The 12234-nt window shown below is 58.8% G+C and carries 10 protein-coding genes; 3 read left to right on the top strand and 7 right to left on the bottom strand.

Annotation, left to right across the window (positions count from 1 at the left end; all coding sequences use genetic code 11):
* Window positions 1–140: 140 nt before the first annotated feature.
* Together KB449_RS10095 and KB449_RS10090 are read right to left on the bottom strand one after the other, a co-directional pair.
* Complete coding sequence (locus KB449_RS10095) at window positions 141–371, bottom strand: DUF3892 domain-containing protein (protein ID WP_282908258.1); 231 nt, start codon at window positions 369–371, stop codon at window positions 141–143.
* A gap of 76 nt (window positions 372–447) precedes the next feature.
* Window positions 448–2478, bottom strand: coding sequence for a beta-galactosidase (locus KB449_RS10090; RefSeq protein ID WP_282908257.1), 2031 nt, complete (start codon window positions 2476–2478; stop codon window positions 448–450).
* Window positions 2479–2594: 116 nt separating this feature from the next.
* On the opposite strand from KB449_RS10090, the gene KB449_RS10085 reads away from it, so the two are divergent.
* The gene (locus KB449_RS10085) at window positions 2595–3425 is read left to right on the top strand and encodes an AraC family transcriptional regulator (protein WP_282908256.1); all 831 of its coding nucleotides are present in this window, start codon (window positions 2595–2597) and stop codon (window positions 3423–3425) included.
* A 381-nt stretch (window positions 3426–3806) separates the two neighbouring features.
* Here the strand turns inward: KB449_RS10085 and KB449_RS10080 are convergent, their stop codons facing one another.
* The 5 genes from KB449_RS10080 to KB449_RS10060 all read right to left on the bottom strand — a co-directional run bounded on the left by KB449_RS10080 (window position 3807) and on the right by KB449_RS10060 (window position 10094).
* On the bottom strand, window positions 3807–4787 hold the full coding sequence (locus KB449_RS10080; protein WP_282908255.1) for a sugar kinase: 981 nt from the start codon (window positions 4785–4787) through the stop codon (window positions 3807–3809).
* Window positions 4784–5425: a bifunctional 4-hydroxy-2-oxoglutarate aldolase/2-dehydro-3-deoxy-phosphogluconate aldolase gene (locus tag KB449_RS10075; protein WP_282908254.1), complete on the bottom strand. Its 642-nt coding sequence runs from the start codon at window positions 5423–5425 to the stop codon at window positions 4784–4786. Before KB449_RS10075 ends, KB449_RS10080 begins: the two co-directional genes overlap by 4 nt.
* A gap of 175 nt (window positions 5426–5600) precedes the next feature.
* Entirely contained in the window at window positions 5601–6347 is a 747-nt protein-coding gene (locus KB449_RS10070) for a hypothetical protein (RefSeq protein ID WP_282908253.1), read from the bottom strand.
* A 94-nt stretch (window positions 6348–6441) separates the two neighbouring features.
* On the bottom strand, window positions 6442–8361 hold the full coding sequence (locus tag KB449_RS10065) for an ABC transporter ATP-binding protein (protein ID WP_282908252.1): 1920 nt from the start codon (window positions 8359–8361) through the stop codon (window positions 6442–6444).
* Window positions 8358–10094, bottom strand: a complete 1737-nt coding sequence (locus tag KB449_RS10060; protein WP_282908251.1) for an ABC transporter ATP-binding protein — start codon at window positions 10092–10094, stop codon at window positions 8358–8360. The genes KB449_RS10065 and KB449_RS10060 overlap by 4 nt, the downstream gene beginning before the upstream one ends.
* A gap of 163 nt (window positions 10095–10257) precedes the next feature.
* Between KB449_RS10060 and lplA the strand changes: the two genes are divergently transcribed.
* Together lplA and KB449_RS10050 are read left to right on the top strand one after the other, a co-directional pair.
* A complete protein-coding gene (gene lplA, locus KB449_RS10055; protein WP_282908250.1) occupies window positions 10258–11247 on the top strand; it encodes a lipoate--protein ligase in 990 nt (329 codons plus the stop codon).
* Between the two features lie 43 nt (window positions 11248–11290).
* Entirely contained in the window at window positions 11291–12118 is an 828-nt protein-coding gene (locus tag KB449_RS10050) for an aldo/keto reductase (protein ID WP_282908249.1), read from the top strand.
* The last annotated feature ends 116 nt before the right edge of the window (window positions 12119–12234 follow it).

Genomic DNA, 12234 nt, shown 5'->3' with positions numbered 1-12234 from the left:
TTACTTTATTATAATAACGAAGATTACGCCTACAATCAACACTTGTATGTACATGTTAGTAAAAGAAGCATACATGCAAAAGCGCCGACGAAGCCGCTTGATGCAAGCGGTTCGGCGGCGTCTCGGAAACGCGTCTTCCCTTAGAAACCGGGCAGATTGTCGAGATTATTGTCTTCCCGGCCGTCCGGGTTCGAGCGCAGATGCTCGTCGCCGTCGCGGCCGCGGAAAACGTTGACGTTTTCGATCTGGTCGTTTTTAGCCATCTGCTGCGCTTCCTTGTAGCCTACCACTTGGCCCGAAGACAGCTTCAGCTCCACGATGTCGCCATCGCCGTTTTTCCGGACGGCTACGACTTGTTCACGATCCGCCATGTCTTCCACCTCCTGTCGAGGTATAGCATGCCGCGATCGATGCCCTTTTATCCGCCGTAAACGGTTCGCGCTCCGCTCAGCTTCTAGCGGCAATGATCGCGACACCGCGCGCGGGCACCTCCAAACTCCCCGGCGCTGCCGCCCCCGTCAAGAGATCGGTGCCGGACACGTCGAACTTGACGATAGCGGGCTCCGAAGCGTGATTCAGCAGGAACATGTAGCGTTCCTCGCCTTTGACGCGCACGGTCGCCTCGACGCCGGCCGGCGCGCTGACGAGCGGCATAATCCCTCTGTCCTCGCACAACTGTCCGAGCAGATCCTCCAGGAAGGAAGCTTCAGGGCTCGATGCGACATACCAGGCTTCCCCTTCTCCAAAACGGTTTACCGTCACGCTTGGCATGCCCGCGTAAAAATCGCGACCGTACTCGGCAATAACCTGCGCGCTTTCGGCATGTATCAAATCGCATAAAATGCCGCATTCGTAGCTGCCTGACAATCGGCCTTGGCCGCCATCCTTGACGACGATCGTATTTTTCGTATCCGGGAAGAGCGCGTCGATCTCCTCCGCCCATATGCCGAGCAGCTTGCGAAGTTCTCCCGGATAGCCGCCGACCGTGACGATGTCGTTCTCGTTGACGATGCCGCTGAAGAACGTCGTTACGAACGTGCCGCCTGCAGCCGTGAACGCTTCGGCCCGTTTGGCGAAGCCTGGCTTCACCATATAGAGTACCGGGGCGATAACGATGTCGTACGCGGACAGGTCGTCCTCCACGCCGATCATGTCGACGGGAATATGCTGCTTGAACAAGGCGGCGTAATACTTATGCACTTCTTCGACATACTTCAAATGTACGGTCGGACCGCTTGACAGATCGAGCGCCCAGCGATTTTCCCAGTCGAACAAAATCGCCACGCGAGCGCCGCTTCTGGCGTCTAGCAGCTTGTCGCCGAGCCGTCCAAGCTCCGCGCCAAGCTCCGCACATTCGCGAAATACGCGCGTGCGCTCATGTCCGACATGCTCGATGACGGCGCCGTGGTACTTCTCGCAAGCTCCGATCGAACGTCGAAGCTGGAAGAACATGACGGTATCCGCCCCGCGCGCGACCGCCTGGTAGCTCCACAAACGCATGACGCCAGGGCGCTTCAGCGAATTGACCGGCTGCCAGTTTTGCTGGCTCGGCGTTTGCTCCATCAGCATAAAGGGCTGCCCTTGTCGCAGGCCGCGCATCAGGTCGTGCGTCATCGCGGTCAGGCTGACCGGCGTATCGAGCGAAGGATAGTTGTCCCAGGAAACGATATCCAGGTAAGGCGCCCATTTAAAGTAATCCAGCTCGGGGTACAGCCCCATCAGATTCGTCGTAACAGGCAGGTGAGGCGTATGCTTCTTGATCTCGTCGTATTCGATGCGATAGCAATCGAGCAGGCTGTCGGACATGAAGCGGCGAAAATCGAGGGAAATCCCCTGGAAATTCGTCCGGTTGCCGTCCCACTCCTCGCTCAGCGCATTCGGCAGCACGATTTCTTCCCAGTCGTAAAACGTGTGCCCCCAAAAACGCGTGTTCCAAGCCTTGTTGAGCGCATCGAGCGTGCCGTAGCGCGCCTTCAGCCACTCCCGGAAAGCCGCCTCCGACTGCTCGCTGTAATCGTAGCCGCCGTATTCGTTGGATACGTGCCAGATCAGTACGGCCGGATGGTCCTTGTAACGCTCTGCGAGCTTGCCCGCAATCGTCTTGGCGAATTGCCGGTAAACCTGGCTGTTCGGATTGGAATTGTGCCTGCCGCCGAATTTACGCTTGCGCCCCTGATAGTCGACCCGCGTGACCTCCGGATATTTGCGTGCCATCCATGCCGGATGCGCGCCGGTGCCCGTCGCCAGACAGACGTATATGCCGTTTCTGTAGAGCCGGTCGATCGTCTCGTCCAGCCAGGTGAAGTCGTAGGTATGTTCGTCCGGCTGCATCAACGCCCAGGAAAAAACATTGACGGTCGCCACGTCGATGCCGGCAATCTTGAACATGCGATCATCCTCGGCCCACGTTTCCGCATCCCATTGCTCCGGATTATAGTCTCCGCCATACCAAATTTTCGGCAACTTATCGTTGATCATGTGTGCGCACATCCTTACTATATAATTATATCTTCATATTATCGCAGTCTAATGTCTTACTAAATATAATGATCTCCCGATTCGATATAATAAAACAACAAGGAAGTGTACGCATCATGCGGACGTATAAAAGATTTGCGATTCCCTCCGGCCGGACGGGCCGGCTTCCGCTTTTCGTCGAGACGATCGGAACGGTGCGTGAAGCGGGCAAAATTGCCCGTCCCACCGGTTACCCGTATTACCACTGGCTGCAAACGCTCAGCGGAGAAGGCATATTTGCCGTCGACGACCGTAAATATAATATCCCTGCCGGATCGGGCATTTTGGTGCCGCCGGAAGCGCCGCATGCGTATGAACCTGTCTCCGACCAATGGGAGACCGCTTACTTGACGTTTGGCGGAAGCGCGGCGGCGACGATGCTGATCGCGCTCGGCCTCCTTGAGCCGGCGCCGATTCGCTGGGAGCACGAATCTCCGCTGTCTGACTTTTTGGAGAAAATGCTCGATCGGATCGAAGCCGATGCCGATCCGTTCGGTCTGGAGGCATCCGCGGATGCTTACCGTTTTCTGCTGACGATCCGGCGGCACGGCAGGTCGGGCAGGCAGGACTCGGCGGACCGCGCCTCGGAGCGGCTGCGCCCGCTAATCGAATGGATGGAAAGGCATTATGCCGATCCGAACGCCGGGCTGAGCGACATGCGCTCGGTGCTCGGGATGCCGCCCAGCACGATGAACGAGCTTTTCAGACGGGCGTTCGGCCAGTCTCCCTACAACTACCTCATCGACCTGCGGATCCGCAAAGCAAAGGAAATGTTGATCGGCCGCCCGCAAGAGACCGTTTCGCGGATTGCGACGCTGGCGGGATTTCGCGATACGAGCCATTTCGTCGCTACCTTCAGGCGCAGGACCGGGCTGCCACCGGAGAAGTTTAGGCAGCTGTACGAATAAAAAAACGGCGACACTCGCCGTTGGTCAGGCGTATCAGGCCCGAGCCGGCTTCAATTTCGCCACCTTCGCAGCAGCGCGGACATCGAATACGTTATTTCACAGTAAACAGCGTTTTTGTCAGGAAAATGGACTGCACTATCGTAATTTCGTGACGCGAGCCGCATTTTTGGGGAATAGCGATGTCTCGCATCGTTATTTCGTGCCGCGAGCCGCATTTGGGGGAATAGCGATGTCTCGCATCGTTATTTAGTCCTGTAGCGTTATTGGGGAGTTATTGGTCTCACGAATGGATAATTGGCCGGCAGCAACACCGCGCCCAGAGAAATAGCGATGCTGCGCATCGCTACTTCTTCTATTAAACGGATAAACGGACTGTCTTCTTTAACGCGTTACTTCGCTGCCTCCGCCAAGCAGACGGAGCATTTCCTCGCGGCGGGGCATGCCTTCCCAGTCGCCTTTGAACTGCGTTGCCAGTGCGCCGAGCAGATTGGCCCGCTCGAGCGCGGCCTTGAGATACTCGCTGTCGCTTTGACGTTCGTTCTCCAGCCAAGCGGACAAGAAACCAGCCGCGAAGGCATCTCCCGCCCCCACCGTATCGATAACGCGCTTCACCACATGCGGCTCAGCCATGACCGCGGCCTGCGAGGAAAAGGCGATCGAGCCCTGCTCGCCAAGCTTGAGCACGACCGTTTTCGGCCCCATGCCCATAAAGTCGGTACCGTACTCGGCCTCGCTCTTCGTCCCGAGCAAAAACTCGGCCTCCTCGAGGCCCGGCAAGAACACGTCGCAGAGCGGAATCAGAGACAGCAGCGTCTGGCGCGCCTTTTCCTCGGACCAGAGCTTGCGGCGCAGGTTCGGATCGAAGGAGACGGAAAGGCCTGCGTTGCGGGCGGCGATCATGGCTGCGCGAACGGCGTTTTCCGCACTGTGGCTGAGCGCCGGCGTGATGCCCGTCACATGAAGATGGCCGGCATTCGCAAACCACTCCGGTCGGATATGCTCCTGCGTCAGCGTGCTCGCGGCAGAGCCTTTGCGGTAATAATATACGTTGGGATCGCCGTAGCCCTTGAATTCTTTGAAGTAGATCGCCGTCGGATGACTGTCGTCGCGTTCGGCGAGGCTTGTGTCCACGCCTTCGCCCGCCAGTGTCGACTGGATCAGGTCGCCGAACGGATCCTTGCCGAGACGACTGATCCAACGTACCTTAAGTCCCATGCGCGACAGTCCGATCGCGACGTTCGATTCCGCGCCGGCGACAGAACGCGTGAACAGCGGCGCGTAGGCCAGCGGTCCGTCGTGGATGGGCTGCATCAGCACCATGCTCTCGCCGATCGTGACGACGTCCGCCCAGTTCGCGCTCATGCTCCCGCTCCTGTGCGTACGGCGTCGGCGAACGCGCGTGCGCGTGCCGTCAGTTCTTCGAACCGGCCTTCGGCGATCAATTGCTTGTCGACGAGATTGCCGCCCAAGCCGACCGCGACGGCGCCTGCATCAAATACGGATTGAATGTTGCCCAGGTTAACGCCGCCTGTCGCGATCATCGGGATATGGTTCAGCGGCGCCCTGATTTCCTTGAGGTAACCCGCGCCAAGCGAAGCGAAAGGAAAAACCTTGACGGCCGACGCGCCTGCCTTGTACGCCTTGACGATCTCGGTCGGCGTCATCGTGCCCGGCCACACCTCGATGCCGTTCTCGGCGCCGTAATAGACGATCTCTTCGTCCAGGTTCGGCGAGATGAGATACTCGGCACCCGCCGCCACTGCTTCTTTGGCTTGCCCGATATCCAGCACCGTGCCGGCGCCGATCCGAAGCTTGCCGGCATAGCCTTCGCGGAAACGGGAGATCATCCCGAGGGCGCCGTCCGTATTGAGCGTAACCTCCAGGAACACGATCCCCCCATCCGCCAGCGCCTTCGCCGTCCGGTCGCCGTTCGCTTCGTCGATGCCCCGGATGATCGCCACGATTTTTTCGCGGGACAACTCCTCAAGCAGCTTTTTCATCGATAACCACTCTCCCCCATACAATTCAAAACGCCAATGTTTTCAGTTTATCACCATCATCGGACAAGTTAAAGTTAGGAATGCGACATAAATAAACTTAAATAAACGCAAATAAACCGCATCTCTGTCTTTTTGTACAGAAATGCGGTCCATTTCGCGCTGAAATTAAATTCGATCAGGCGCCCGTTGCAGCCTGCTGGCCGTCCGCCGGCGTTTGGCCCTGGCCTTGTCCCTGTCCTTGTCCCTGCCCTCCGCGCATGCCGCCGAAACCGCCGCCAAAGCCGCCAAGCCGGATCGATTCGGCCTCCTGCGTGCCTTCCTTAAGCGTTACGGTAATGACGTCGTCCGCCTTCAGATCGCCGATCGCGATCTCCGTCTCGGTCCGCTGGCCGTCCTTCATCTCGGTCTTGTAAATCTTCGTCGCATCCGTAACCGTGATGTCCTCGGTCTCTTCGGTGAACATGTTCGCCATATCGGGACGCTGACCGCCTTGGCCGCCTGGGCCGCCCTGACCGCCTTGTCCGGCCTGTCCGCCCGCCTGACCGTCCGCACCCTGAGGCGGATTGCCGCTCGGCGGCTGCGCGTCGCCGCTTGACGAGGCGCCGTCGCCCGAGTTCTGGCCGGAACCTTGGCGGTTGCCGCCCATCCGGCCGCCGCCTTGTCCCGGCTGGAACGAAGACTTATAGATCGTGATCGTATTGCCGTTAACGCTCTTGATCTTGCCGAGCGTTCCCATCGCCTGCATGCCGCCGAAGCCGCCGTTCTGCCCGGCCCCACCCTGATCACCAGCTGCGGCACCGCCCGATTGATCGCCGGCACCCGCCGCAGCAGCTGCCCCGTTGTTTTCAGCTTTGGAGCCGCAACCCGCCAGCAAAGCAACGGATAACGCCACCCCTGCGAGCATCGTCCATTTTTTGTTCATACCCCAACCATCTCCTCCCATGTCCTATGAGCAAGGTATCACGGGCAAATGAATGGACCATGAACAAATACTGAATTTTGGATAAAACCTCCTTTTAACTCGCATCCTCCGAAAATTTGCCGCCGGAAAACTGGCTGTTGTACAGATCCGCGTAAAATCCGCCGTCGGCGAGCAGCTCTTCGTGCGTACCCTGCTCGATCACGGTTCCCTTGTTCATGACAAGAATCAAATCGGCCTCCCGGATCGTCGACAGCCGGTGCGCGATGACAAAGCTCGTACGGCCCTGCATGAGGCGGTTCATCGCCGTCTGAATGTTGGCCTCGGTACGCGTATCGACGCTGCTCGTCGCTTCGTCGAGGATCAGAATCGCGGGATCCGCCAAAATAGCACGGGCGATCGTAAGCAATTGCCTTTGTCCCTGCGACAGGTTGGAGGCTTCCTCGTTGAGGACAGTGTCGTACCCCTCGGGCAGCGTGCGGATGAAATGATCCGCGAACGCGGCCTTCGCGGCATCCACCACTTCCGCCTCGGTCGCGCCTTCTCGTCCGTAGGCGATGTTGTCGCGAATCGTACCTCCGAACAGCCATGTGTCCTGCAGCACCATGCCGAACAAACTCCGCAAATTGCCGCGCTTCAGCTTGGAAATGTCGGTACCGTCAACCGTGATCGTTCCGCTGTTCACCTCGTAGAAGCGCATGAGCAGATTGACGAGCGTCGTCTTGCCCGCGCCGGTCGGTCCGACGATGGCCACGGTCTGCCCCGCCTTCACGTCGATGTTCATGTCCGCGATGAGCGGCGCGTCGTCTTTGTAACTGAAATCAACGTGTTTGAAGGCAACATGTCCGGCCACGCGGGAAGGTTCGAGTTCCTTGTTTTCCTCAGGCTTCTCCTCGCTCTCGTCGAGCAGCTCGAACACCCGCTCGGCCGAGGCGATCGTCGACTGAATGATGTTGGCAATATTGGCGGTCTGGGTGATCGGCATCGTAAATTGCCGCGCGTATTGAATGAAAGCCTGAATGTCCCCAATATTAATCGCCTGCCGCGTGACGAGCACGCCGCCCACGACGCTGATCGCCACGTAGCCGATATTGCCGATAAAGCTCATGAGCGGCATCATAATGCCCGATACGAACTGCGCGCGCCAGCCGGCATCGTACAGCCGGTCATTGATACCCTCGAACTTCTCTACCGCCTTCCGTTCATGTCCGTACGCTTTGACGACCTGATGCCCGGTGAACATCTCTTCGACATGTCCGTTCAGCTCGCCCAAGTTTTTTTGCTGGCCGATGAAGTAGCCCTGCGACTTGCCGGCGATCGCCTTGATGACCAGGAAGCTCAGCGGCAGCGTCAGCAGCACAATGACCGTCAGCAGCGGACTGATCGTCAGCATCATGACGATAACGCCGACGATCGTGACGACGGACGTTATCAGCTGCGTCAAGCTCTGCTGCAGTGTGTTGCTGATATTGTCCACGTCGTTGACGACGCGGCTCAAGATCTCCCCGTGCGTGCGCGAGTCGAAAAATTTGAGCGGCAGTCTGGCGAGCTTTTCATTAACGTCGTTGCGCAGCTTGTAGACGGTGCGCTGAGCAACGCCTGCCATCAAATATTGCTGGATATAGCTGAAGATGGCGCTGAGCACGTACAATCCAATCAGCCAAGCGATGATCAGCTCGATGCCGTGCCAGTCGATCGCAGCGTTCGGATCGCCGTTCATTTTCCCCATGATGCCCGCGAACAGTTTCGTCGTCGCATGCCCGAGAATCTTGGGGCTCAAAATGGAAAAAATCGTGCTGACGATCGCCGCGGCGAACACCGTAATCAACGTGTAGCGGAATGGCATCAAATAGCCGACCAGCCTGCGGAACGTCCCCTTGAAATCTTTGGCCTTCTGTACCGGCATACCGGGCCTGCCGCCCGGATGGCCGCCGAAAGGACCCGGACCGCCTGGTCCTCCCGGTCCGCCGCCCTGCCGCGGAGGTCCGCCCCTGCCTGCGCCTGGTTGCTGACTCATGCGATCTCCTCCTCCGTCAGCTGCGAAGACACGATCTCTTTATAGATCTCGCTCGATTGCAGCAGTTCCTTGTGCGTGCCGACGGCGGCGATCTCGCCGTCCTCGAGCACGATGATCCGGTCGGCGTCCATGACCGTGCTAACGCGCTGCGCGACGATCAGGACGGTCGCCTCCGTCGTCTCGCTCTTGAGCGCAGCCCGGAGCTTGGCATCCGTCTTGAAATCGAGCGCCGAGAAGCTGTCGTCGAAAATATAAATATCCGGCCTTCGCACGAGCGCGCGGGCGATCGAGAGCCGCTGCTTCTGACCGCCCGATACGTTGGTCCCGCCCTGTGCGATATGCGCCTCGAATCCGCCTTCCATCCCCGAGATGAAGTCGGCCGCTTGCGCGACCTCTGCGGCGTGGCGCAGCTCCTCGTCGGTGGCGTCCTCCTTGCCGTAGCGGATATTGTCCGCGATCGATCCCGTGAAAAGCACCGCTTTTTGCGGCACGAGGCCGATTTGCAAACGAAGATCCGCTTGCGGACGCTCTCGAACGTCGGTGCCGCCGATCCGTACGCTGCCCGAATCCACGTCGTAGAAGCGGGGGATCAGATTGACGAGCGTCGACTTGCCCGAGCCCGTGCCGCCGATGATCGCCGTCACCTCTCCCGGTTCCGCCCGGAAGCTGACGTTCTTCAGCGCCGGCTGCTCCGCGCCCGGATAGCTGAAAGTGACATCGTCGAACTCGACGACGCCGCGCTGCTCCGTACGGCCGACGCGTACATGCGGCGCGTCGTTTACGACGGGCGACATATCCAGCACTTCGTTGATGCGGACGGCCGAAGCCGACGCGCGCGGCACCATGACGAACATCATCGACAGCATCAGCATCGAGAACATAATTTGCATCGCGTATTGCAGGAACGCCATCAGGTCGCCGACTTCCATATGGCCGTGACTGACCCGCAGACCGCCGAACCAGATGATCGCGACGCTCGAAAAGTTCATGATCAGCATCATAAGCGGCCAGAGGACGGCCATGATCTGGTTGACCTTGACCGATGTCTCGGTTAAATCCCGGTTCGCTTCGACGAAGCGCGCCTGCTCATGGCCGATCCGTCCGAACGACCGGATGACGCGGATGCCCGTCAGCCCCTCGCGAAGCACGAGATTCAGCTTGTCGAGCTTTTTCTGAATGACCCTGAACAAAGGGATGCCTTTGCGCGCGACCAGAACGATCGTCAGGACGAGCACGGGAATCGCCACGACGAGTACGAGCGACAGCCGGGCGTCTTTGGACACGGCCATGATGATGCCGCCGATGCTCATCATCGGCGCCATGACCATCATGCGCAGCATCATCATGAGCACCTGCTGCACCTGATTGATGTCGTTGGTCGTTCGCGTGATCAGCGAGGCGGTACCGATCTTGTCGAATTCCTGCAGTGAATACTGCTCCACGCGCGAGAACACTTTGCCGCGGACAAGCCGGCCGAAGCCAGCCGAGATGCGCGATGAGTAGTAGCTCGCCAGGATCGATACGCCGGTGCCGACAAGCGCGACGGCGAGCATAAAACCGCCGATCCGCAAGATATAAGCGGTATCTCCGCCGCGCTTGACGATGCCTTCGTCGACGATGTCCGCCATCAAGGTCGGCAGGTACAGCTCGGACAGCGACTGCAGCAGGATCAGCGCCATGACCAGGACGACGAGGGCCCGGTACGGCGCAAGCAGTCTGAACAACTTTAACATGGACGTCATCCTCTCCCGATTCCTAGGTTGTTGCTTTTGAACAAAAGGATACCCCTACCCTATCCTTCAATTATGAATTCAATATGAACCAAAGCAAGTTTGTCCGCAAGTCTCAAATGGCATAAAATAAAGAGGATGCACATTCGACGGGAGGCAGACGGCATTGCTTTTTATCGACAACGGCGGCGGCAACGATCCCGCACTTAATCTGGCTCTCGAGGAATACACCCTTCGCAGGCTGTCCGGCGACGAGCCGATTCTGCTTTTTTACATCAACAAGCCTTCCATTATTATCGGCAAAAACCAGAACACCGCCGAAGAAGTCAATTCGGCGTACACCGAGGCGCACAGTATCGACGTCGTACGCAGACTGTCCGGCGGCGGCGCGGTTTACCATGATCTCGGCAATCTGAATTTTAGCTTTATCACCCAGGACGACGGCAATTCGTTCCACAACTTCCGCAAGTTCACCGAGCCTGTCGTCAAGGCGCTGCGCGACATGGGCGTCGATGCAGAGCTGTCCGGCCGCAACGACATTCAAGTCGGCGAGCGCAAAATATCGGGCAACGCGATGTTCGCGACCGGCGGACGGATGTTCTGCCACGGCACGCTGCTGTTCGATTCCCACATGGAGGACGTATCGGCCGCGCTGAAGCCCAACCCGCTCAAGTTCGAATCGAAGGCGACCAAGTCCATCCGCGCGCGCGTTGCCAACATCTCGGAGTTTCTGGCGGAACCGATGACGATCGAACAATTCAGAAGCCGCATCCTCGCCTCCATCTTCGGCGGCGCTTCCGAGATTCCGCAGCTTCGGCTGACTGAAGCCGATTGGGAAGCCGTGCGCCAGCTCGCCGATCGGCGGTACCGGAGCTGGGATTGGAACTATGGCCTGTCGCCGGCATTTAACGTCCGGCAGCATAAGCGCCTGCCGGCCGGCACCTTCGATATTCGCATGGACGTGCAGGAAGGCCGCATCTCGGAAGCTGCCGTGTATGGCGACTTCTTCGGACGAGGCGAGATCGGCGACGTGACCGAGATGCTGCAGGGGCTTCGATACGACCGTGAGTCGCTCGCGGCCGCGTTCGAGGGCGTGGACTTGACCTTCTATTTTGGAGCTGTCACGATGGATGAATGGCTGGACCTTCTGATCTGAAGACCATACAAACCCATTACTTACTCGACTGGAGGCTCTCGCTATGACTCAATCTCTTCAATCCGGCACCGCGCTGCACAATGGCGTACGCATGCCTTGGCTGGGACTTGGCGTCTGGAAAATGGACAACGATGCGCAGGTCGTCTCGGCCGTACGGGCCGCGCTTGACGTCGGCTACCGCAGCATCGATACGGCGGCGATCTATAAAAACGAAGCGGGCGTCGGGCAGGCGATTCGCGAAGGCGGCGTCCCTCGTTCGGAGCTATTCGTTACGACGAAAATCTGGAATGACGATCAGGGCTACGACAAGACGCTCGCCGCCTATGACGCGTCGCTTGAGCGCCTTGGCCTTGAGCACGTCGACCTGCTCCTCATTCACTGGCCCGGCACCGACAAGTTCGTCGACACTTGGCGCGCATTCGAAAAGCTGTATGCGGACGGACGCGTGAAGGCGGTCGGCGTCAGCAACCTCAACATCCGTCACCTGGAAGAGCTTAAGCGGCATAGCGACCTCGTCCCGATGGTCAATCAGGTGGAATATCATCCGCTGCTGTCCCAGCGAGATCTTCGGCGCTACTGTCTGGAAAACCGCATCCAGCTCGAGGCCTGGAGCCCGCTCATGCAGGGCAACCTCGATCACGAGGCGCTGCGCGAGATCGGCGCGAAACACGGCAAATCGCCTGCCCAGGTCGTGCTGCGCTGGGACATCCAGCACGGCGTCGTCACGATCCCCAAGTCGGTGACGCCGGCTCGGATTGCGGAGAACGCGAACGTATTCGACTTCGAACTGAGCGCCGACGAGATGGCGCTCATCGACGACCTCAACCGCGATCAACGGTTCGGCGCGGATCCGGACAAGTTTTTGTTTTAACAGGAAAAGAAGCCGCCCTTCCGCAGACCCAAAGGTCGGCGGAGGCGGCTTCTTTTTTTCGCTTACGATGCAACTAATGCGGATAAGCGTCCCTGGTCAGGAACAACTCTTGCTTC

This window comes from Cohnella hashimotonis (genome assembly GCF_030014955.1).
GTDB classification, from domain to species: domain Bacteria; phylum Bacillota; class Bacilli; order Paenibacillales; family Paenibacillaceae; genus Cohnella; species Cohnella hashimotonis.
Note: the sequence above shows the minus strand (reverse complement) of the source record. Positions and strands in the feature narration are given on the sequence as shown.

Coding starts and splice junctions, on each gene's coding strand:
- KB449_RS10065 (WP_282908252.1), bottom strand. CDS start 8,361: ATGAGTCAGCAACCAGGCGCAGGCAGGGGCGGACCTCCGCGGCAGGGC.
- KB449_RS10075 (WP_282908254.1), bottom strand. CDS start 5,425: ATGAAAAAGCTGCTTGAGGAGTTGTCCCGCGAAAAAATCGTGGCGATC.
- KB449_RS10050 (WP_282908249.1), top strand. CDS start 11,291: ATGACTCAATCTCTTCAATCCGGCACCGCGCTGCACAATGGCGTACGC.
- KB449_RS10095 (WP_282908258.1), bottom strand. CDS start 371: ATGGCGGATCGTGAACAAGTCGTAGCCGTCCGGAAAAACGGCGATGGC.
- KB449_RS10080 (WP_282908255.1), bottom strand. CDS start 4,787: ATGAGCGCGAACTGGGCGGACGTCGTCACGATCGGCGAGAGCATGGTG.
- KB449_RS10085 (WP_282908256.1), top strand. CDS start 2,595: ATGCGGACGTATAAAAGATTTGCGATTCCCTCCGGCCGGACGGGCCGG.
- KB449_RS10090 (WP_282908257.1), bottom strand. CDS start 2,478: ATGATCAACGATAAGTTGCCGAAAATTTGGTATGGCGGAGACTATAAT.
- KB449_RS10070 (WP_282908253.1), bottom strand. CDS start 6,347: ATGAACAAAAAATGGACGATGCTCGCAGGGGTGGCGTTATCCGTTGCT.
- KB449_RS10060 (WP_282908251.1), bottom strand. CDS start 10,094: ATGTTAAAGTTGTTCAGACTGCTTGCGCCGTACCGGGCCCTCGTCGTC.